The organism is Mycobacterium sp. B14F4 (assembly GCF_039871645.1).
Lineage (GTDB): Bacteria > Actinomycetota > Actinomycetes > Mycobacteriales > Mycobacteriaceae > Mycobacterium.
In genome coordinates this window covers 15,278-36,265 of record NZ_JBDPMF010000006.1, presented here as the reverse complement: position 1 = coordinate 36,265, position 20,988 = coordinate 15,278, and the positions used below count along the sequence as shown (strand labels likewise).

At 69.1% G+C, this 20,988-nt stretch carries 24 protein-coding genes and 1 tRNA gene; 8 read left to right on the top strand and 17 right to left on the bottom strand.

What is annotated here, in order from left to right; translation table 11 throughout:
- Positions 1–186: 186 nt before the first annotated feature.
- The 3 genes from ABGB19_RS17585 to ABGB19_RS17575 all read left to right on the top strand — a co-directional run bounded on the left by ABGB19_RS17585 (position 187) and on the right by ABGB19_RS17575 (position 1,282).
- Entirely contained in the window at positions 187–450 is a 264-nt protein-coding gene (locus tag ABGB19_RS17585) for a WhiB family transcriptional regulator (RefSeq protein WP_347687525.1), read from the top strand.
- Between the two features lie 91 nt (positions 451–541).
- A complete protein-coding gene (locus ABGB19_RS17580; protein ID WP_347687264.1) occupies positions 542–760 on the top strand; it encodes a hypothetical protein in 219 nt (72 codons plus the stop codon).
- A 27-nt stretch (positions 761–787) separates the two neighbouring features.
- Positions 788–1,282 (top strand): SRPBCC family protein, encoded by a 495-nt coding sequence (locus ABGB19_RS17575; RefSeq protein ID WP_347687263.1) that lies wholly within the window; start codon positions 788–790, stop codon positions 1,280–1,282.
- Between the two features lie 74 nt (positions 1,283–1,356).
- Here ABGB19_RS17575 and ABGB19_RS17570 read toward each other — a convergent pair.
- Positions 1,357–1,438 (bottom strand) — tRNA-Leu (locus ABGB19_RS17570).
- A gap of 36 nt (positions 1,439–1,474) precedes the next feature.
- Here ABGB19_RS17570 and ABGB19_RS17565 point away from each other — a divergent pair.
- Entirely contained in the window at positions 1,475–1,846 is a 372-nt protein-coding gene (locus ABGB19_RS17565; RefSeq protein ID WP_347687262.1) for a hypothetical protein, read from the top strand.
- Positions 1,843–2,175 (top strand): DUF3817 domain-containing protein, encoded by a 333-nt coding sequence (locus tag ABGB19_RS17560; protein WP_347687261.1) that lies wholly within the window; start codon positions 1,843–1,845, stop codon positions 2,173–2,175. Before ABGB19_RS17565 ends, ABGB19_RS17560 begins: the two co-directional genes overlap by 4 nt.
- Here the strand turns inward: ABGB19_RS17560 and ABGB19_RS17555 are convergent.
- From ABGB19_RS17555 to clpS, 13 genes are all read right to left on the bottom strand, one after another.
- The gene (locus tag ABGB19_RS17555) at positions 2,153–3,607 is read right to left on the bottom strand and encodes an MFS transporter (RefSeq protein ID WP_347687260.1); all 1,455 of its coding nucleotides are present in this window, start codon (positions 3,605–3,607) and stop codon (positions 2,153–2,155) included. The two genes, ABGB19_RS17560 and ABGB19_RS17555, sit on opposite strands and share 23 nt — an antisense overlap.
- Before the next feature lie 126 nt (positions 3,608–3,733).
- The gene (gene rdgB, locus ABGB19_RS17550; RefSeq protein ID WP_347687259.1) at positions 3,734–4,357 is read right to left on the bottom strand and encodes an RdgB/HAM1 family non-canonical purine NTP pyrophosphatase; all 624 of its coding nucleotides are present in this window, start codon (positions 4,355–4,357) and stop codon (positions 3,734–3,736) included.
- Positions 4,342–4,785, bottom strand: a complete 444-nt coding sequence (locus ABGB19_RS17545) for a hypothetical protein (protein ID WP_347687258.1) — start codon at positions 4,783–4,785, stop codon at positions 4,342–4,344. Before ABGB19_RS17545 ends, rdgB begins: the two co-directional genes overlap by 16 nt.
- 3 nt (positions 4,786–4,788) lie before the next feature.
- Positions 4,789–5,571: a ribonuclease PH gene (rph, locus tag ABGB19_RS17540; protein WP_347687257.1), complete on the bottom strand. Its 783-nt coding sequence runs from the start codon at positions 5,569–5,571 to the stop codon at positions 4,789–4,791.
- Positions 5,572–5,629: 58 nt separating this feature from the next.
- On the bottom strand, positions 5,630–6,403 hold the full coding sequence (locus tag ABGB19_RS17535) for a cyclic nucleotide-degrading phosphodiesterase (RefSeq protein ID WP_347687256.1): 774 nt from the start codon (positions 6,401–6,403) through the stop codon (positions 5,630–5,632).
- A gap of 68 nt (positions 6,404–6,471) precedes the next feature.
- The gene (gene murI / locus ABGB19_RS17530; RefSeq protein ID WP_347687255.1) at positions 6,472–7,308 is read right to left on the bottom strand and encodes a glutamate racemase; all 837 of its coding nucleotides are present in this window, start codon (positions 7,306–7,308) and stop codon (positions 6,472–6,474) included.
- Positions 7,305–8,000: a rhomboid family intramembrane serine protease gene (locus ABGB19_RS17525; protein WP_347687254.1), complete on the bottom strand. Its 696-nt coding sequence runs from the start codon at positions 7,998–8,000 to the stop codon at positions 7,305–7,307. The genes murI and ABGB19_RS17525 overlap by 4 nt, the downstream gene beginning before the upstream one ends.
- Complete coding sequence (locus tag ABGB19_RS17520) at positions 7,991–8,971, bottom strand: cysteine synthase (RefSeq protein WP_347687253.1); 981 nt, start codon at positions 8,969–8,971, stop codon at positions 7,991–7,993. Before ABGB19_RS17520 ends, ABGB19_RS17525 begins: the two co-directional genes overlap by 10 nt.
- 11 nt (positions 8,972–8,982) lie before the next feature.
- Positions 8,983–9,264 carry a MoaD/ThiS family protein gene (locus ABGB19_RS17515; protein WP_347687252.1) on the bottom strand — a complete coding sequence of 94 codons (282 nt, stop codon included), beginning with the start codon at positions 9,262–9,264 and terminating at the stop codon, positions 8,983–8,985.
- Between the two features lie 13 nt (positions 9,265–9,277).
- Positions 9,278–9,709: a M67 family metallopeptidase gene (locus tag ABGB19_RS17510; RefSeq protein WP_347687251.1), complete on the bottom strand. Its 432-nt coding sequence runs from the start codon at positions 9,707–9,709 to the stop codon at positions 9,278–9,280.
- A 69-nt stretch (positions 9,710–9,778) separates the two neighbouring features.
- Complete coding sequence (locus ABGB19_RS17505; RefSeq protein ID WP_347687250.1) at positions 9,779–10,798, bottom strand: P1 family peptidase; 1,020 nt, start codon at positions 10,796–10,798, stop codon at positions 9,779–9,781.
- 3 nt (positions 10,799–10,801) lie between these two features.
- On the bottom strand, positions 10,802–11,386 hold the full coding sequence (locus tag ABGB19_RS17500; protein ID WP_347687249.1) for a DUF2017 domain-containing protein: 585 nt from the start codon (positions 11,384–11,386) through the stop codon (positions 10,802–10,804).
- Between the two features lie 7 nt (positions 11,387–11,393).
- Positions 11,394–11,696, bottom strand: coding sequence for an ATP-dependent Clp protease adapter ClpS (gene clpS / locus ABGB19_RS17495; RefSeq protein ID WP_347687248.1), 303 nt, complete (start codon positions 11,694–11,696; stop codon positions 11,394–11,396).
- Between the two features lie 54 nt (positions 11,697–11,750).
- Between clpS and ABGB19_RS17490 the strand changes: the two genes are divergently transcribed.
- The 3 genes from ABGB19_RS17490 (at position 11,751) to ABGB19_RS17480 (ending at position 16,594) form a co-directional block, all read left to right on the top strand.
- On the top strand, positions 11,751–13,070 hold the full coding sequence (locus ABGB19_RS17490) for a nicotinate phosphoribosyltransferase (protein ID WP_347687247.1): 1,320 nt from the start codon (positions 11,751–11,753) through the stop codon (positions 13,068–13,070).
- A gap of 19 nt (positions 13,071–13,089) precedes the next feature.
- Positions 13,090–15,087 carry an ATP-dependent DNA helicase gene (locus ABGB19_RS17485; RefSeq protein ID WP_347687524.1) on the top strand — a complete coding sequence of 666 codons (1,998 nt, stop codon included), beginning with the start codon at positions 13,090–13,092 and terminating at the stop codon, positions 15,085–15,087.
- 67 nt (positions 15,088–15,154) lie between these two features.
- Positions 15,155–16,594 carry a neutral zinc metallopeptidase gene (locus tag ABGB19_RS17480; RefSeq protein WP_347687246.1) on the top strand — a complete coding sequence of 480 codons (1,440 nt, stop codon included), beginning with the start codon at positions 15,155–15,157 and terminating at the stop codon, positions 16,592–16,594.
- Here ABGB19_RS17480 and ABGB19_RS17475 read toward each other — a convergent pair whose 3' ends face one another.
- From ABGB19_RS17475 to glgP, 3 genes are all read right to left on the bottom strand, one after another.
- Positions 16,595–17,371: an MspA family porin gene (locus ABGB19_RS17475; protein ID WP_347687523.1), complete on the bottom strand. Its 777-nt coding sequence runs from the start codon at positions 17,369–17,371 to the stop codon at positions 16,595–16,597. It lies immediately after the preceding gene.
- A gap of 104 nt (positions 17,372–17,475) precedes the next feature.
- On the bottom strand, positions 17,476–18,255 hold the full coding sequence (locus ABGB19_RS17470; protein WP_347687522.1) for a virginiamycin B lyase: 780 nt from the start codon (positions 18,253–18,255) through the stop codon (positions 17,476–17,478).
- 65 nt (positions 18,256–18,320) lie between these two features.
- Positions 18,321–20,933, bottom strand: coding sequence for an alpha-glucan family phosphorylase (gene glgP / locus ABGB19_RS17465; protein WP_347687245.1), 2,613 nt, complete (start codon positions 20,931–20,933; stop codon positions 18,321–18,323).
- Positions 20,934–20,988: the final 55 nt, after the last annotated feature.

Here is a 20,988-nt window from a genome sequence, read left to right as displayed (position 1 = left end):
CGTTAAAAACCGATACAAGCGTATTGTCGAGCTCTCCGGCCGGCGATCGCTTGAGGGCTTGATCGGGAGGAGACGCAGATGGCAGGGGACGGACCACCGAGTCCACGGACGACGCGTCCGGCGCCGACCGGCGCGCGTCGCCGCGATCGGCCGGCCGCCGCAGTCGGCCCGGTACCGGCGCTCCCTCTGGCGCTCGACGAGACGCCACTGGGCGCCTGCACGCAGGACCCGGACCGGTGGGCCGTCACCGCCGACGAAGGCGCCAAGGAACTCTGCCGAGCATGCCCGCGCCGGTGGCTGTGCGCTCAGGAGGCGTGCCAGACGCCAGGCGCCGAAGGCGTATGGGCCGGCATCTTCATTCCGAAGACGGGTCGAGCCCGCCAGTTCGCGCTGCGGCAGTTGCGATCGCTGGCCGAGCGAAACGGCTCCACGATTCGAAAAGTCGGCTAAGTACCCGACGATTTGCGGGGGTGCGTTTCAAGCTCGTCAATAACGGGCAGAAACTGCGCATCAGATTTCCGTCAGCCCGTAGGAGACGTCGATGCGCGAGCAGGCCCTCGCCCCCGCCGAGAACCCGACCACCGAGGCGGTTGCCACGACAGGACTGTTCCTGATCTTCACGGCGATCATCGCCGTCGCGGTGTGCTTGGCCAGCTGGGGTGCGGCCGACGCTGCCCTGGCCGCCGTGTCCGGAGCGGTGGCGACGTTCAGCTTCGTCGCGAGCCTGGTCTGCTTCGGGATGCAGAGCAGGGACCAGTAGCGGCCATTGCTGCAATGATGTCCAGCTATGGCCCGCTGGTATCCGCTCGAACCCGCCGACGCTGACTTCCTGACCACCGCCCCGCACGTCTTCCGCTACGAGAAGCGCTACGCCGCCACACCTGAACAGGTGTGGGACTCACTGACCTCCGATGACTCGCTGGCGGCGTGGGGGCCGTCGATCAAGAAGGTGACGTGGACGTCGCCGCGGCCGTTTGGTGTCGGCACCACCCGCGACGTGGTGGCTCCCGGCGGTGCGACGATGCGCGAGCGCTACTTCCAGTGGGACGAGGGGCGCAGCCACTCTTTCTACGTCTACGAGTCCACGCTGCCGATGTTCAGACGCTTCGCTGAGCAGTACATCGTGGAGCCCGACGGTGAGGCGACGCGGTTCACGTGGGTGTTGGCGATCGAACCGAAGACGGCGATGGCCTTGCCCGTGAAAGTGCTTGCGCCGCTGTTGAAGATGGGCTTCGGCCGAATCCCCGGTGACGGGCAGAAGTACTTCGCGAAGCGCAACTGACCGCGATTTCTGCACCAGGGCTGTTGACTGTCGAGAATCACGACCCTGGTGCAGAAGTCGGCGACTGGAATGAGTGCGCGAGGGGGGATTTGAACCCCCACGTCCATAGGACAATGGCACCTAAAACCATCGCGTCTGCCGTTCCGCCACTCGCGCGTGAGCGTCCCTAGGGTATCGCGGTACCGTTGGATGGTGTCCACTACACGGCGTAGGAGACCGGCGCTCATCGCCCTGGCGATCGTCGGCGCCGCGGGCTGCCTCGCGCTGGCCTGGTGGCAGTGGACCCGCTTCGAATCGGCCTCCGGAAGCTTCCAGAACCTCGGCTACGCCCTGCAGTGGCCGCTGTTCGCCGGCTTCGTCGTGTACGCCTACTACAAGTTCGTCCGCTACGAGGACGCGCCGCCCGAGCCGGTCACGCGCGGCACCGTGACCGAGATCCCCGAAGGCCTCCTGCCCGAAAAGCCGCGCGCTGCAAACCAACCCGATGACGACCCCGCACTACGCGAGTACAACGCCTATCTGGCCGAGCTCGCGGAGAAAGACAAGGAACACCCCGCCCAATGACCGAACCACAGACCACCTCCGCCGAGAACATCCGTAAAGCGCTTCTCGGCTACCGCGTGCTGGCCTGGACGACGGGCATCTGGCTCATCGCGCTGTGCTACGAGATGGTGATGAAGTACGTCTACGGCGTGGAGGGCCTGAACTGGATCGCCGTCGTCCACGGCTGGGTGTACTTCATTTACCTGCTCTTCACCGCCAACCTCGCGGTCAAGGTGCGCTGGCCGATCGGCAAGACGATCGGGGTGCTGCTGGCGGGCACCATCCCGCTCGTCGGCATCATTGTCGAGCAGGTTCAGACCAAGGAGATCAAGGGCCGCTACGACCTGTAGCCAGCGCCAGATCGGCCTCCGGGTCGCCGGCCGCGTCGTCGGCCGCCTTCGGAATGGCCAGCGCGATGAGCGCAGCGACGACGGCGGCGCCCGCCGCGATGAGCAGCGCCGCGCGCAGCCCCGCCAGCGACGGCACCTGCTCACCCGCCACGGTGATCGTCATCGCCGCGAGCACCGCGCCGATCACCGCGCTCGAGATCGACGTGCCCAAGGACCGCGCGAGCGCGTTGATGCCGTTGGCCGCTGCCGTCTCCGACACCGGGACGGCCGCGTTGATCAAGGCGGGCAGCGACGAGAACGCGAACCCGACGCCGACGCTGACCAGGACATTGAACATGCACAACTGCCAGGCGCTGTTCATCAGCCACAGCCCGGCCAGGTAGCCGCCCGCTACCATCGTCGAGCCGACGATCAGTGTGAACCGCGGCCCTCGGACGCCGGCCACCCGCGCCGCTATCGGCGACGACAGCATCATCGCCAGGCCGCCGGGGGCCATCCACAGACCCGTGTGCAGCATCGACTGACCGAGGCCGTACCCCGTCTCGGTGGGCAGTTCGAGGATCTGCGGGGCGATCAACGACATCGCGAACAACGAGAACCCCACCGCGATCGACGCGACGTTCGTCGTCAGCACCGGCCGCCGCACCGTCGTGCGCAGGTCGACCGTCGGCGACGCCACCCGCAGTTGCCACCACCCGAACAACGCGAAGACGATCAGCGACCCGCCGAGCAAGCCCAGCGTGATTCCGCTCGTCCAGCCCCATCCGGAGCCCTTCGAAATCGCCAGCAGCAGCGCGACCAACCCCACCGCCAGCCCCAGCGTGCCGATCGGGTCCAGCCGGTCGGCCGAGCGGGCGGGGATGCTCGGCACCAACAGCGAGAAGACAAGGACCCCCGCGGCGCCCAGGCCCGCCGACACCCAGAACAGCATGTGCCAGTCGAATCTCTCCGCGATGACCGCCGACAGCGGCAGCCCCAGCGCACCGCCGACACCGAGCGACGAGCTCATCAAACCCATTGCGCTGCCGACCTTCTCGGCCGGGATGGCGGAACGGAGCACGCTGATGCCCAGCGGGATGATCGGCAGCCCGAAGCCCTGCAGACCCCGGCCGACGATGAGCGGCAGCAGCGCGCTCGTCGTGGCGGCCAGCAGTGAGCCGAGCGTCAACAGTGCGGCACAGGCGATCAGGATCGGCTTCGGTCCGTACATGTCGCCGAGCCGCCCGAAGACCGGCGTCGCCACCGCGGCGGTGAGCAACGTCGCCGTGATCGTCCACGACGCATTTGCCGAACTGGTGTCCAGCAGGGTGGGCAGCGCAGGGATCAACGGGATGATGAGCGTCTGCATGAGCGAGACGCTGATGCCCGCGGCGGCGAGCACCGCGACGAGCACGGCCGGGTGCCGCGCCACCGCCAGCTCTCGACCTCGCACCCGGGGATAGTACCCATTAGGTTGTCTATCGAAAATTCGCGGAGGTCGGGGGACGCCGTCGCCGAGAGTCGGATCTATGACGGAATCGGGCCGAAAGTCGTCACTTTTCCGACGCTCGGCGCAGCGTCAGGCGAGGGCGCGCAGCGCGGGCAGCAGGGCCGTCAGCGCTCGTCCCCGATGCGACGCCGCGTCCTTCTCGGCGGGGCTGAGCTCGGCGGCCGTGCGCGTCGACCCATCGGGCAGGAACACCGGGTCGTAGCCGAATCCGCGGGAGCCCCGGGGCTCGCGGACGATGCTGCCCGGCCACTCCCCCCGCACGACAACCTCTTTGCGGGCGCCGCCCGCGTCGTACACCAGCGCGCAGGCCGAGACGAACGCCGCCCCGCGCCGTGAGTCGGGCACGTCGCGCAGTTGCGCGAGCAGCAGCGCGGTGTTGGCGGCGTCCTGTCCGTGATACCCCGACCACCGCGCCGAGAGCACACCCGGCATCTTGTTGAGGGCGTCGACCTCGAGTCCGGAGTCGTCGGCCACGACCGCCAACCCGGTGGCCCGGTGCGCGTCCCGCGCCTTGGCCAACGCGTTCTCCTCGAACGTCGCCCCGGTCTCCGGCGCTTCCTCGAACGGCGGCACGTCGTCGAGCGACAGCAACGTCACCCCCGACACGCCTGCGGCGTCGAGCACACGGTGCAACTCGGCCAGCTTCTTGCGGTTGCGGCTGGCCACCAGCAGGTCGGTCACCCTCCTTCGCATTCGACGTGCACGGCTTGGCCGCCGACGGCGTCTGCGAGCTTGGTGGCGAGCTTCTCGGAGGTATCCGAGATGGACCAGCGGTCGCCGGCGACGTAGTCGAGAGTCGAGACGCCGTACCCCTCACCCATCGTGCAGCCGATCTGCTTGCTCGTGTCCGCCCAGTCGTCCTGCTGGCGCTTGTCGCTCCAAATGACCAATTTGGGTGTCTCGTCGTCGATTTCGCACTCACCGACATCAGCGGCAGCGCCCATCCCCGACTCGCGATCTTCCTTGGGCACGGACTGATAGGTGTGGCATGTGATGCCTGCTGCGCCGAGGGCGCGCTGGATCGCCGAGCTGCTGGCGAAACGGGGTACGGAGTCAGCGTCCCCGGAGAACAGTCCGCAGCCGGTGAGCGCCAACGAAAACCCGACGACGAGGAACCTCACCGGTCAGCTTCCGAACGACTTCTTGGGCGGTTCCTTCGGCTCCGGCAGCACGCCGGGATACGGCAACTCCAAAGCCTCGCGCTGGATCTCGAAGATGGTCTCGCAGGCGCCCATGGCGGCGTCGAGCATCTTGTCCAGCGTCGAGCGCGGGAACGTCGCGCCCTCACCGGTGCCCTGAATCTCGACGAGCGTCCCGGTGTCGGTGGCGACGACGTTCATGTCGACCTCGGCACGTGAGTCCTCGGTGTAGGGCAGGTCGACGCGGATGCGGCCGTCGACCACGCCGACGCTCACGGCGGCGATCGCACAGGACAGCGGCCGCGGATCCGACAGCTTGCCCGCGGCCGACAGGTAGGTCACCGCGTCGGCCAGCGCGACATAGGCGCCGGTGATCGCGGCCGTGCGCGTTCCGCCGTCGGCCTGCAGCACGTCGCAGTCGACCGCAATGGTGTTCTCCCCCAGCGCCCCGAGATCGATGCACGCCCGCAGCGACCGGCCGACCAGCCGGCTGATCTCCTGGGTGCGACCGCCCACCCGGCCCTTGACCGACTCGCGGTCGGACCGATCGTGCGTGGCGGCGGGCAGCATCGCGTACTCCGCCGTCAGCCAGCCCTGGCCCGAGCCCTTGCGCCAGCGGGGCACCCCTTCGGTGACGCTGGCGGTGCACATGACCCTGGTCTCGCCGAACTCCACCAGCACGGAGCCGGCGGGATGGGAGGTGAACCCGCGGGTGATGCGGACCGGTCTCAGCTCGTCGTCGAGTCGGCCGTCTTCTCGTGTGGACACGGGCCAACCCTATCGGGTGTTCGGGACACGCCGGCCGAGCCGGCAAATCAGGCGCGGTTCAGGAGCGCGTGACGTCGAACGTCTCGTTGCACACCACCGCGTGCACCGGACCGTCGAACTCGGCCTTGGCCTCGCTGATGACGTCCTCGCGTGAGGTCCACGGCGGGATGTGGGTCAGCAGAAGTTCCTTGACGCCGGCCTGTTTGGCGGCCCGGCCGGCCTCGGTACCCGACAGGTGCAGCCGCGGCGGTCGGTCCGGCGAGTGGGTCCACGATGCCTCGCAGAGGAACACGTCGGCGTCGCGGGCGAGGTCGATCAACGCGTCGCAGTATCCGGTGTCACCGCTGTAGACCAGGGTGGCGCCGTCGGGGTCGGTGATCCGCATGCCGTACGACTCGGTCGGGTGGCAAACGAGTTTCGGGGTGATGGTGAGCGAACCGATATCGACGGCCTCGGTGTCGACCCAGTGCCGGATCTCGAAGATGTCGGAGAAGTCGTCGACCTCCCCGCCCTCGGGGGAGGACGCCGCACCGAGGCGGGCCCACGTGTTGGCGGGCCCGTACATCACCGCGCGGCCTTGGGCCGGCGACGGGTGGTAGCGCCGCCACACGAACAGCCCCGGCAGATCGAGGCAGTGGTCGGCATGCAGATGCGACAGCAACACGTAGACGTCGTTCGGGTCGGCGTGACGCTGCAGTGCGCCCAGCACTCCGCCACCGAAATCGAGCACCAACGGGGGCGTGTCCGGAGCGGTGACCAGGTACCCGGACGCCGGCGAATCCGGCCCGACAACACTGCCGGAGCAACCGAGCACGGTGATTCGCACGCTCACTAGCTTGCCATGCCCGCTATCCCTGTGACGAAAACATCGCACGTTTGCGCCCTCATTCTTGCGGAAATTCACTTCCCCGCGCCGACGTGACGCTGAACAGGTCGAACGCCGTCGAGCGACGGACCGAGGAAGCGGGCCGCGAGTGTGGTGAAGGCCTCAGGATCGCCGGTCGCTTCGAACACCCGCCGCGCCGGTGAACCGTCGTGCGGATGCAGCAGATCAAGTTCGGTGAGCACCCGCAGCAAGTCCTTGGCCGTCTCCTCCGCGCTCGACACCAACGTCACGTGATCGCCCATCGCCAGCTGGATCAGACCCGACAGCATCGGGTAGTGCGTGCAGCCCAGAACCAGCGTGTCGACCTCGGCGCGCTGCAGCGGCTCGAGGTAGCCCTCGGCCAGTCCGAGAACCTGGCGACCGCTGGTCACGCCGCGCTCGACGAAGTCGACGAACCGTGGGCACGCCACGCCGATCACCTCGGTGTCGCGCGCCGCCGCGAACGCGTCCTGGTAGGCGCCCGACGCGATCGTCGCCTCGGTGCCGATGACGCCGATCCTGCCGTTGCGGGTGGTGGCCACGGCCCGGCGCACCGCGGGCAGGATCACCTCGACGACGGGCACCGGCGCGTAGCGTTCGCGCGCGTCGCGCAGGCATGCCGACGAGGCGGAGTTGCAGGCGATCACCAATGCCTTGACGCCGCGCTCGACGAGATCGTCACCGATCGCCAGGGCGTGCCTGCGGATCTCCGGGATGGTCAACGGGCCGTAGGGCCCGTTGCCGGTGTCGCCGACGTAGACGATGTCCTCGTCGGGTAACTGGTCGATGATCGCGCGCGCGACCGTGAGCCCGCCGACCCCGGAATCGAAGATGCCGACGGGGAGGCCGCTGCCTCCGGAAGCCCCCGTCACGATGTGAGATACGGGTTCGGTGCTGCGGCCTTGCGTCGCTCACGCGCCTTGCGCTCCGGCGCGGAGAGCAGGTACGCCGCGATGACGCCCGCGACTGCCCCGCTCAGATGGCCCTGCCACGACACCCCCGGCGTGCCGGGCAGCACGCCGAGCAGAACACTGCCGTACACCAGCAGCACGACGATGCCGACGACGATCTCCCACACCTTGCGGGTGAAGAAACCGAACACGATGAGGAACGCCAGCCATCCGAAGATCAGGCCCGACGCACCGATGTGGTTGGTCTCGCACCGGACGCCGACGTACGGGCAGTGCGCGCCGACGTTGCCGATCAGCCAGGTGCCGAGGCCGCCCAGGATCCAGACGATCGCCGTCGCGAAGATGAACCGCGACAAACCGGCCAACGTCATCAGGAAACCGAGCACGAGCAACGGAACGGTGTTGGCCACCAAGTGATCCCAGTTCGAGTGCAGCAGCGGCGAGAACAACACGCCGATAAGACCGTCGGTCTCCAGCGGCCGGATGCCGTTGTCGTCGAGCCGATGACTCGACAGCGAGTCGACGATCTCGATGACGTACAGCAGCACGACGAACGACAGGACGGTGACGCCGCCGACCATCCACGCGGGCCGCTTCTTCGGCGGTGGGGATCCGGCCACCCCCGGATAGCCCCCCGTGCCCGTCATGCCCATAGCTGGCCTTCCAACGCGTCTTCGGCGTCATCCAGGCTACCGGCGTAGGCGCCGGTCGACAGATACTTCCAACCGGCGTCGCAGACCACGAAGGCGATGTCGGCCTGCTCGCCGGCCTTGACCGCCTTCGCCGCCACACCCAGCGCCGCGTGCAGGATCGCGCCGCTGGAGATTCCGGCGAAGATGCCCTCGACCTGAACCAGTTCGCGGGTGCGCTTGATCGCGTCGTACGAGCCGACGGAATAGCGCGTGGTCAACACGTCCGGGTCGTACAACTCGGGGACGAACCCCTCGTCGAGGTTGCGCAGCGCGTACACGCCCTCGCCGTAGCGCGGCTCGGCGGCGACGATCTGCACGCCCGGTTTGTGCTCGCGCAGATACCGTCCGGTGCCCATCAGGGTGCCGGTGGTGCCGAGGCCCGCGACGAAATGGGTGATCTCCGGTAGATCGGCCAGCAGCTCCGGGCCGGTGCCCTCGTAATGCGCCAGCGCGTTGGCCTCGTTGCCGTACTGATAGAGCATGACCCACGACGGGTTCTGCCGCGCAAGCTCTTTCGCGTGGGCGACGGCGGTGTTCGAGCCACCTTCGGCGGCCGAGTAGATGATGCGCGCGCCGTAGAGCTCGAGCAGCTGTCGTCGCTCGATCGAGGTGTTCTCCGGCATCACGCAGATCATCTGGTAGCCCTTGAGCAGGGCCGCCATCGCGAGCGAGATCCCGGTGTTGCCGCTCGTCGGCTCGAGGATCGTCGCGCCGGGCTGCAGCAGGCCCTGCCGTTCGGCGTCCTCGATCATCCGCAGTGCCGGTCGGTCCTTGATGGAGCCGGTAGGGTTGCGGTCCTCGAGCTTGGCCCACAACCGCACGTGAGGTGCGCCATCGGGAGCGGGGCCGTCGTCCCACCGCGGCGACAGTCGCTGCAGGCCGACCAGCGGGGTGTTGCCGAGGGCCTGCAGAAGCGAGTCGTAACGCGTCATCCGCCGCCCACTCACCCTCCTGCGACGGCGGGAAGGATCGTCACCGAGTCACCTTCGGAGACCGCGGTGTCCAGCCCGCCGGAGAACCGCACGTCCTCGTCGTTGACGTAGATGTTGACGAAGCGGTTCAGCTTGCCCGGATTGTTGGCGTCCATCAGGCGCTCGGAGATGCCGGAGTAGTTCGTCTCCAGGTCGCTGATCACGGCGCCGAGGGTCGCACCATCGGCGGTGACGCGCTTCTCCCCGCCGGTGTGGGTGCGCAGGATGGTCGGGATCGAGACGGTGACTGGCATGGTCTGGGCCTTTCTAGTACTGCTCGACGATCTTGATGGGTTCCTCGGTGACGACGCCGTCGACGATGCGGTAGCTGCGTAGCTCGTGCTCGTCGGGATCGCGCGTCGACACCAGTACGTAGTGGGCGTCCGGCTCGGACGCATACGAGATGTCGGTGCGGCTGGGGTATGCCTCGGTGGCGGTGTGCGAGTGGTAGATCACGACCGGGGCCTCGTCGGCTTGTTCCATCGCCCGCCACACCTTGAGCTGCTCGCCGGAGTCGAAGCGGTAGAACGTCGGCGAGCGCTCGGCGTTGACCATCTCGATGAAGCGCTCCGGACGGTCCGATCCCTCGGGACCGGCAATGATCCCGCACGCCTCATCGGGTTGGTCGGCGCGGGCGTGGGCGACCATCGCGTCGACCAGATCGCCCCGGATCACCAGCACTGCTTCACGCCTCCTCATACCGCGTCGAAACTGTATTCCAGCAGCGAAATGTCGAGTGCACCCCGGCTGGGATGCGGTTTCGCGGGTTCATTCGAACGCTCCGGGCAACATGTAGCGGTAGGTGGGTATTCCGGCCACCGAGTCAGCGGCCAGCACACCCACCATCACGGCGCGGGCCAGGCAGTCCGCGGCGGCGGCGCCGACCTGGGTGATCAGCGGCACCTCCGGCGACATCGACGCCGGTGTCGTCGGGTCCGGCGCGACCTCGACCGCACCGGTGGCCAGCGCGAACACCGTATCGCCGTCGAGCGGGGTGTGGCACGGCCGGATGGTGCGCGCCAGGCCGTCGTGGGCGGCGACCGCGACCCGGCGACAGCCGGCGGGGCTCAGCGCGGCGTCGGTGGCGACCACGGCGATCGTCGTGTTGAGCGGGCTGAACTCGATGTGCCGGTCGGCGTAGGCGGCGATCTGAGCGGCGGGCGGCGGCACCAGGCCGAACTCCTCGATCTGGTAGGCCAGCCACGGCAGCCCGGTCGCGGGGTCGACGGCGTCACCGGCGGCGTTGACGACGACCAGCGCGCCGACCGTCACCCCGCTCGAAAGCATCGTCGACGCCGTCCCGACGCCGCCCTTGAGGACGCCGACGCGCGCGCCGGTGCCCGCACCCACGGTGCCGATCGCCACCTCCGTGCCCGCAGCCTGTGCGGCGATATACCCGAACTCGGCCGTCGGCCGGCACTGCCAGCCGCCGACCGGCAGGTCGTAGACCACCGCGGCGGGCACGATCGGCACCACCCCGCCCTCCAGCGCGACACCGCGGCCCTGCTCCTCGAGCCAGCGCATCACCCCGTCGGCCGCGGCGAGCCCGAACGCGCTGCCTCCGGTCAGCGTCACCGCGTCGACGTGGCGCACCGAGTTGATCGGGTCGAGCAGATCGGTCTCGCGGGTGCCGGGCGCCCCGCCCCTGCCGTCGACGCCGCCCACGGTCCCCGGCGGCGTCAGCACGACCGTGGTGCCGCTCGCCCATCCGGACCCGAGGGCCACGTCGGGGTCGAGGCGGTGGTGTTGGCCGACGCGAATACCGCCGACGTCGGTGATCGAACCCATTTCTTACCGCGACTTTCCCATCAGACCGAGCACCAGGTACTCCTGCAGCACGGTCAGCCACTGGTAGACGTCCAGGTGCCCGGACATCGGATGATCCGGTGGCAGATCGTCGGGCCCGTCCGGGGCGATGCCGAGCATGGTGCCCAGCGCCAACCGCATGTCGTTGACCGAGGCCGCCCATTCGTGCGCGTCGCTCTCGGTCAGCTCGAATTTGCCGCCCTCGGCCGGCATGGTGGCGAGGAGTCGTTGCGCCGCTTCGCGTTTGGCGTCGATGATCGACGGCTCGTGAAGGCTGCGCAGCGCGCTGTTGAGGCTTTCGGCGGTGCCCGACCCCGCCGGATGGTCGGTCTGCGGCCGGTAGAAGTCGGGCAGCAGCCGCTTCAGCGTGTCGTCGTCGGGAGGGCTCGAACTGCCGGTGCGCATACCGGTGATCTGTTCGAGTTCGTCTGCGGGCGTGGACGATTCACGCTCGTCGAGCATTCCCACCAGTGACGTGGCCAGGCTCTGCAGCAGCGCCGCCTCGTGCGGGGCGAGGGCGGACCGAAAACGCGGGCCGTCAGCCGTTTCCACCCGCTTCCACTTACGCACGTGACCGTCAGCGGTCCTGCTGCATGGTCGCCCACAGACCGGCGGCATGGAGTTTCGACACGTCGACCTCCATCGACTCGCGACTGCCCGCGGAGACCACCGCCTTGCCCTCGTTGTGCACCTGGAGCATGAGCTTGGTCGCCTGCGGCTCGCTGTAGCCGAACAGTTTCTGGAAGACGTAGGTCACGTAGGTCATGAGGTTCACCGGGTCGTCCCAGACGATGGTCACCCAGGGCGTGTCCGTGGCGCCAACTTCCTTGACGTCCCGCTCCTCGCGGGTTCCCGGTCGAGTCTTCGCCGGCGTAACCATGTTGTTCAGGATAGCCAACACGTAACCGGGGCTTCGAACTACTACGGTTGCGGTGTGAACGCCGCATCCACGGCCCTGCTCACCGACAAGTACGAGCTGACGATGCTCGCGGCCGCCCTGCGCGACGGCACCGCGCACCGGCGCACCACCTTCGAGGTGTTCGCGCGCCGGCTACCCGACGGCCGCCGATACGGCGTGGTGGCGGGAACCGCGCGGTGTGTGGAAGCGTTGGCGCAGTTCACTTTCGACGATACGATGCTGTCGCTGCTGGCCGGCTTTCTGGACCACGAAACGCTGAGTTACCTGTCCGGATACCGGTTCGGCGGCGATGTCGAGGGTTACGCCGAAGGTGAGCTGTACTTCCCCGGCTCGCCGATCGTCTCCGTTACCGGCACGTTCGCCGAATGTGTGGTGCTGGAGACCCTGGTGTTGTCGATCTTCAACCACGACAGCGCGATCGCCTCGGCGGCCGCCCGCATGGCCTACGCCGCAGAAGGACGGCCGCTGATCGAGATGGGCTCGCGGCGCACGCACGAGCGGGCAGCCGTCGACGCGGCGCGCGCCGCCTACATCGCGGGCTTCACCGGGACGTCGAATCTGGAGGCGCAGCGCCGCTACGGTGTGCCGGCCCTGGGCACCAGCGCGCATGCGTTCACGCTGCTGCACACCACGCAGGACCGTCCGGACGAGAAGGCGGCGTTCCGCGCCCAGGTCGACGCGCTGGGCGTGGACACCACGCTGCTGGTCGACACCTACGACATCACCGCGGGCGTGGCGGCCGCCGTCGAGGTGGCCGGGGCCGACCTCGGTGCGGTCCGCATCGACTCCGGGGATCTCGGCGTGCTCACCCGCGAGGTCCGCGCGCAACTCGACGGTCTGGGCGCGACGAAGACCCGCATCGTGGTGTCCGGCGACCTCGACGAGTACGCCATCGCCGCGCTTCGGGCCGAACCCGTCGACAGCTACGGCGTGGGCACCTCGGTGGTAACCGGCAGCGGCGCGCCGACCGCGGGCATGGTCTACAAGCTGGTCGAGGTCGACGGCGTCCCGGTGGAGAAGCGCAGCAGCCACAAGCAGTCGCACGGCGGTCGCAAGCAGGCGCTGCGGCTGGCCCGCGAATCGGCAGGGACCGGCGGCACCATCGTCGAGGAAGTCGTCCACCCCTACGGCGCGGCGCCCGCCGACCACGACGGCCTGACCGCGCGCCCGCTCATGGTGCCGCTGATCCGCGATGGCGAACCGGTCGACGCCGACGACCTCGACGCCGCCCGCAGGCGCGTCAAGGACGGGCTGACCAGCCTGCCGTGGGACGGCCTGAAACTGTCGCGCGGTGAGCCGGCGATCCCCACGCGGATGATCCCGCCCGGCGCGTAGGGGGCACACCACGTCCGACATCACCCAATTGCTGGCCACGGCGGTCGCCGGGCTCGGCGGCAGCGAGCGCCCCGGTCAGCTCGAGATGGCCGAGGCCGTGGCGCACGCCTTCGACACGCGCGAGCATCTCGCGGTGCAGGCAGGCACCGGGACCGGCAAGTCGCTGGCCTACCTGGTGCCCGCGATCGCGCGGGCCGTCGAGACCGACGAACCCGTCGTGGTGTCCACCGCGACCATCGCGCTGCAACGGCAACTGGTCGACCGCGACCTGCCGCGGCTGGCGCAGTCGCTGACCGACGCGTTACCGCGCAGCCCGGAGTTCGCCCTGTTGAAGGGTCGCGGAAACTACCTGTGCCTAAACAAGATTCACAACGGCAGTTCGGGGGGGACGGCGACCGAACCGGACGACCGGCCACAGGAGGAGCTCTTCGAGCCGGTCGCGGCCAGCGCGCTGGGCCGTGACATTCAGCGGCTCATCGCCTGGTCCTCGGACACCGACTCCGGCGATCGTGACGAGCTGACACCGGGCGTGCCGGACCGGTCCTGGTCTCAGGTGAGCGTCTCGGCGCGCGAGTGCATCGGGGTGTCGCGCTGCCCGTTCGGCACCGACTGTTTCGCGGAGAAGGCCCGCGACAAGGCCGGCCACGCTGATGTCATCGTCACCAACCACGCGCTGCTGGCCATCGACGCGATCTCCGACGCCGCCGTGCTCCCCGAGCACCGCCTGCTCGTGGTCGACGAGGCGCACGAACTGGTCGACCGGGTGACTTCGGTGGCCACCGGTGAGCTCTCGGCGACGTCGTTGGGCGTCGCGCACCGCCGGGCCGCGCGGCTGGTCGACCAGGAACTCGCGCAGCGGCTGGACGCCGCGACGGCGACGTTGTCGTCGGCGATCCACGACACCCGACCCGGCCGGATCGACGTGCTCGACGACGAGCTGGCGACCTACCTGACCGCCGTGCGCGACGCCGCGCACCGCGTCCGCTCGGCCATCGACACCGCGCCCAGCGAACCGAAGGCGGCGTCCGCGCGCGCCGAAGCCGTCACCGCGCTGACCGACGTCGCCGACACCGCGTCGCGCGTCATCGACTCGTTCGTGCCGGCGATCCCGGACCGGACCGACGTCGTCTGGGTCGACCGGGAGGAGACCAGGGGCAACGTCCGCACCGTCCTGCGGGTCGCTCCGCTCGCGGTCGCAGGGTTGTTGCGCACCAGGCTCTTCGAGCGCTCGACGACGGTGCTGACGTCGGCGACGCTGACCATCGGCGGCACGTTCGACGCGATGGCCGCGGCGTGGGGGTTGAAGCGCGAGGACGCGCAGGACGCGACGTCGCCGGCGGAGCGGCCCCGGTGGCGCGGCATCGACGTCGGCTCGCCGTTCGAGCACGCCAAGTCGGGGATCCTCTACGTCGCGTCCCATCTGCCGCCGCCGGGCCGCGACGGAACGGGTTCGGCGGAACAACTCGATGAGATCGCCGCGCTGATCACCGCCGCGGGCGGCCGGACGCTGGGCCTGTTCTCCTCGATGCGCGCGGCCAAGACGGCCACCGAGATCATGCGCGAGCGACTCGACACCCCGGTGCTCTGCCAGGGCGAGGACACCACCTCGGCGTTGGTCAGGCAGTTCGCCGAGGACCCCGAGACGTCGTTGTTCGGCACGCTGTCGCTGTGGCAGGGCGTCGACGTGCCGGGGCCGTCGCTGTCGCTCGTGCTGATCGACCGGATCCCGTTCCCCCGGCCCGACGACCCGTTGCTGACGGCGCGACAACGCGCGGTGGCCGCGCGCGGCGGCAACGGTTTCATGGCCGTCGCCGCCAGCCACGCCGCGCTGCTGCTCGCCCAGGGCGCCGGCCGGTTGCTGCGCGGCGTCGACGACCGCGGAGTCGTCGCGGTGCTGGATTCCCGGATGGCGACCGCGCGCTACGGCGGATACCTGCGCGCCTCGCTTCCCCCGTTCTGGGCGACGACCGATTCACGTCGCGTGCGCCAAGCCCTCGAACGTCTACGCGCGCGTTGATCGTCTTCACTATCCTGGCTGCAATTCCCCGCGTGCCGACCCCGGCCGCGTCTGAAAGGCGGCGTCCATGACCCGACGACACCGTCTCGGCGCGGTGCTCGCCATGTCGTCGGCGGTGCTCATGACCGCCTGCACGACGATGCTGCAGGGCACACCCGTCTCGGTGTTCGCCGATCCGTTTCGCGTCGCCGGAATGCCCGCCACCGACGGGGCGACGGGTTTGCGGCCCGATGCGAAAGATCCGGTGCGGGAGGTGGTGGGCACCGACGGGGGCCAGACCGACGAGTTGGCCCGCCAAGCGATCAGCGACATCGAGGAGTACTGGCGGGGCGCGTTCGGCGAGGCCTTCGGTGGTGAGTTCACAGCCGTCAAGGAACTCATCTCCTGGGACGCCAACGGATTCGACAACGCCGGCTTCTGCGACGGCGACACCTTCGGCGTCGTGAACGCCGGCTACTGCCATGACGACCAGACCATCGGCTGGGACCGCGGCGAGTTGCTCCCGAGCCTGCAACAGGACCACGGGGAGATGGGCGTCACGATGGTGCTGGCTCACGAGTACGGCCATTCGATCTCCGAGCAGGCGGGCCTGGTCGATGACGACACCCCGACGCTGGTGTCCGAGCAGCAGGCCGATTGCATGGCCGGCTCCTACATGCGGTGGGTGGCCGAGGACGAATCGCCGCGCTTCACGCTGTCCACCGGCGACGGGCTCAACAACGTACTCGCCGCGGTCATCGCGTTCCGCGACCCTCTGCTGGCCGCGGATGATCCCGAGGCCGGAGTGGACGAGCACGGCTCGGCCTTCGAGCGGCTGTCGGCCTTCCAATCCGGGTTCACCGACGGCGCGGCCGCATGCGCCGCCATCGACATGCGCGATATCGGCCAGCGCCGCGGCGACCTGCCGGTGTTGTTGGAGGAGAACGAAACCGGGGAATGGCCCGTCACCGAGACGTCGGTACGCGCGGTCGTCGACGCGATGAACATCCTGTTCGAGCCGGCCGACCCGCCGACGTTGAGCCTCGATCCGGTCGACTGTCCGGACGCCAGGCCGAGCCCGCCGGTGTCCTACTGCCCGGCCACCAACACCATCGCCGTCGACCTCGCCGAGCTGGAGGTGATGGGCGCGCCGCCCGACCTCGACGATCCGACCGGCCTGGCCACCGGCGACAACACCGCCTACTCGGTGCTGGTGTCGCGGTACATGCAGGCGATCCAGAACGAACGCGGCGGTGTACTCCTCGACAACGCGGAGGCGGCGCTGCGGACCGCATGCCTGACCGGGGTCGCGACCACCAAGATGTCGCAGAGAGTCGTGACACCGGACGGCAATACGGTCGCGCTGACCGCGGGCGATCTGGACGAGGCGGTGTCCGGGATCCTCATCAACGGTCTGGCGGCCAGCGACGTCAACGGCGAATCCGTCCCGTCGGGTTTCTCCCGCATCGACGCGTTCCGCGTCGGGGTGCTCGGCGACACGGAGCGCTGCTTCAAGCGCTTCGACTGATCAGATCTTCTTGGTCACGCCGTACCAGGCCAGCACGGCATCCGACATCTCGGTGGACCTGCTGAGGAACGCATACGAGCGGATGAACGACTCCCCGACGCAGCCGTCGATCTTCACCCGGAAGTTGCTCACCATCACCCAGGGCTCGGCGCCGGTGTACTCCTTCTTGGTCACCGGGACCACGTTGATGAGACCGGGTTTCAGGCCGACGGTGATGCCGCCGCCGAGGTTGCCGCCGATGCCCGGAAGGATCCCCTCGGGAAGGGGCGAGATGATGTCGGTGCCGATCACCCCGATCGACGGGTTGATGCCCGCGGTGCCGGTCAGCGACACACCGTTCGATGTGCTCATGTCGATGCCGCAGCCGATTTCGTAGCCCACCTCGAGGGTGCCCTGGGGCGGTTCGCCCTCATCGGGTCCGACCAGCGAGCCGTTGTACGTGCCGCCGACCACGTACTCGCGCGACGACAGCGCAGTGGTCAGCGGCGGTATCGGGGCCTGGGTCTCGTCCTTGGCCGACAGCGTCAGCTTCCAGCCGTCGGGCGTGTCGGTGACGGCGGGCGGGGTGGACTCGACGGCGCCGTCGGGCGGAGACGGTGGTGGCGGCGCGCCCTCCGGCAGTGGTGGCACCTCCGCGGGCGCCGCGGGCGCATCGGCGACGACGGGCTCGGGTTCGGGTTGGGCGGCGGCCCGTTCGGCGAGCAGTCCGCTCATCACCACGCCGATCGCGAACACGGTGCCGCCTCGCCGCAGCACACTCCCAACCGTCACCGCCATGCCCTTCCCGGGCGCCACACCTCGTCGACGCACCGAATCGGAACCTACCCCGCGACGATGCGACGCCGTACAGGTGTCCAGAAACTTCTCATTTCGGACACTGCTCACGACGGCATGCGCAACACGTGGCCCGCTTCCAGCGCAACCCAGACGGCACCGTGGGCGTCGACGGCCAGCCCGTGCGGTTCGCTGCCCGCCGGAAGGTCGATCGTCACGATCTCACCGTCGCCGCTGACCCGGGCCAGCTGGCTCGATCCCCACAGGCTCACCCAGACGCCGTCGTCGGGGTCGGCGATCACGGCGTGCGGCTTGCCGGGCAGGTCGATCTCCTGGATCGCGTCGTCCATCGGGATGCGACCCAGCCGTTCGGCCTGGACCTCGGTGAACCAGACCGCGTCGTCGTGGGTCGCGGTGATACCGACGGGACCCGATGCGGGCGTTCCCAATTCACGTATCGTCACGCGCCCCGACGGCGACAGCCTGCCGACCGCGTTGGCCTGATTCAACGTGAACCACAGCGCGTTGTCCGGTCCGGTGGCGATCATCGCCGGCGCTCCGCCGACCGGATGTGTGCCGGACAGCTCGCCGTCGACGGTCATCCTGCCGATCTCCCCGGACGTCATCGCCGTGAACCACAACGCACCGTCCGGCCCCGCGGTGATGCCGTACGGTCCGCTTCCGTCCGGCAGAGCGAAGTCGGTCAACTCTCCCGCCGTGGTGATCCGGCCGATGCGGTCGTCGCCGGTGCGGGTGAACCAGAGCGCTCCGTCGGGACCCGCGGTGATGATGGACGGCCGACAGCCGACGGCCACGGGATAGCGCGTGGCCGCACCCCGGTCGGTGACCCGCGCGATGGCGCCGCTGTGCACCAGCGTTACCCACATCGCACCGTCGGACCCGGCCGCCAGCGCGTACGGTCCCCCGTCCAGCGCGACCTTGAGGGCAGCGCTCACGCGAGCGTCACGAGGCCCAGTTCGTTGTCCCCTGCCAGCAGCGGATGGTGCGGCAACACCCGCACGGTGTAGCCGACCGGACCTGCGATGGGCAGCGGCGCCGTCGCCGAGAAGATCTCGTTGCCGCCGTCGGTCGCTCCGGTGTGCTGCATGGGCACCGTCACCGGGTCGACCAGGCTGTCGCTGGCGTCGACGCGGCCCAGCACGGCCTGGACGGCGACCTGGTCGGGCCGCAGGCCGGCGAGGTACACCGTTGCAGTCAGCGTGAGCTCCGACCCGAGCAGCGGCGTGTCCGGCAGGCCGTAGCTGTCGACGTCGGTGATCTGGATCTTGGGCCACGCTTCGGTGGCCTGCAGCCGGAAGCGCGCCAGTTCGCGGGCCGCGCCGAACGGCTCACCGTCGGCACCGGCTTCGACGGTCCGGCGCAGCGACTGGGCGGCGGGCGCGTAGTACATCTCGGTGTAGTCGCGCACCATCCGTGAGGCCAGCACCTTCGGCCCGAGCGCGATGAGCGTGTGCCGCACCATCTCGACCCAGCGGACCGGGACGTCGTTGTCGTCGCGGTCGTAGAACTTGGGCGCCACCGACTTCTCGACGAGGTCGTACAGGGCCGCGGCCTCCAGATCGTCGCGACGGCTCTCGTCGGCGAGACCGTCGGCGGTCGGGATCTCCCAGCCGTTCTCCCCGTCGTACCACTCGTCCCACCAGCCGTCGCGGATCGACAGGTTCAGACCGCCGTTGAGCGCGCTCTTCATGCCCGAGGTACCGCACGCCTCCAATGGCCGCAACGGGTTGTTGAGCCAGACGTCGCAGCCCCAGTACAGCAGCCGGGCCATCGACATGTCGTAGTCGGGCAGGAAGGCGATGCGGTGCCGCACCTCCGGTTGGTCGGCGAACTTCACGATCTGCTGGATCAGCGCCTTGCCGCCGTCGTCGGCGGGGTGCGACTTGCCCGCCACGATCAACTGAACCGGCCGGTGCTCGTCGAGCAGCAGCTTCTCCAGCCGGTCGGGGTCGCGCAGCATCAGCGTCAGCCGCTTGTAGGTGGGCACCCGGCGGGCGAACCCGATGGTCAGCACCCCCGGATCGAAAGCGGTTGCGATCCAGCCTAATTCGGCTTCGGATGCCCCTCGTTCCACGCAGGACCGCCGCAGTCGGGCGCGCACATCGTCGACCAGCTGTTCGCGCAGCTGCGAGCGGATCCACCACAAGTGACCCGGGTCGACCTCGTGCAACCGCTCCCACACGTCGGCTTCCCGCGCCGTGGTCAGGTCGTCGCTGCCGAGCAGTTCACGCGCCAGCTCCAGCCATTTCGGCGCGGCCCAGGTGGGTGCGTGCACGCCGTTGGTGATCGAGCCGATGGGTACCTCGCCGGGGTCGAAGCCCGGCCACAGCTCGTTGAACATGCGGCGGCTGACCTTGCCGTGCAGCAGCGAGACGCCGTTGGCCCGTTGGGCCAGCCGCAGCCCCATGTGCGCCATGTTGAACTTCGACGGGTCGTCCTCGGCGCCGAAGTCGATGATGCGGTCCAGCGGCAGGCCGGGTAGCAGTCGCGACATCGCGCCCGACGGACCGTCGGTCGCACTGCCGAAGTACCGGCGCACCATCTCCACCGGGAACCGGTCGATTCCCGCGGGCACCGGGGTGTGGGTGGTGAAGACCGTCGATGAGCGCACCACCGTCAGCGCGGTGTCGAAGTCCAGTCCCGCGTCGATGAGTTCGCGGATGCGCTCGACGCCCAGGAAGCCGGCGTGGCCCTCGTTCATGTGGAACACCTCGGGCGACGGCCTGCGCTCCAACTCGATGAACGCCCGGATGGCGCGAACCCCGCCGATGCCGGCCAGGATCTCCTGTTTGATCCGGTGTTCCTGGTCACCGCCGTAGAGGCGGTCGGTCACGCCGCGCAGGTCGTGTCCGTTCTCGGGAACGTCGGAATCCAACAGCAGCAACGGGATTCGGCCCACCTGCGCGATCCAGACGCGCGCGTGCAGCTGCCGGTCCTCCGGCGTCGCCACCTCGACCAGCACCGGCCGGTTCGCGGCGTCGGTGAGCAGTCGAAGCGGCAGGCCCTGTGGGTCCAGCGACGGGTAGCTCTCGCTCTGCCAGCCGTCGGCGGTCAGCGACTGGCGGAAGTACCCCGAGCGGTACAGCAGGCCCACCGCGATCAGCGGCAGGCCCAGATCTGATGCCGCCTTGAGGTGATCGCCCGCGAGGATGCCCAGGCCGCCCGAATAGTTCGGCAGCGACTCGGCCACGCCGAACTCCATCGAGAAGTATGCGATGCCGTTGGGCAGTTGGGCACCGTGATCGATCTCCTGCTGGTACCAGAGCGGACGCCCCAGGTAGTCGTCGAGATCGGCGGCCAGCCCGTCGAGGCGGCGCAGGAACGATTCGTCGGCCGCCAGATCGTCGAGCCGCTTGGGGCTGACCTGGCCGAGCAGGCCGACCGGATCGTGGCCCACCTGTGTCCAGAGGCTCGAATCGATGGCCTCGAACAGATCCTGCGTGGGCTTGTCCCACGACCAGCGCAGGTTGGTCGACAGCCGGTCGAGCGCAATCAGTCGGTCGGGCAGATGTGCGCGGACGGTGAACCGCCTCAAAGCTTTCATAGGGCTTTCACGCGACTCAACCTTACTGACTATCCGCCGTCCCGCAGGGCCGTCG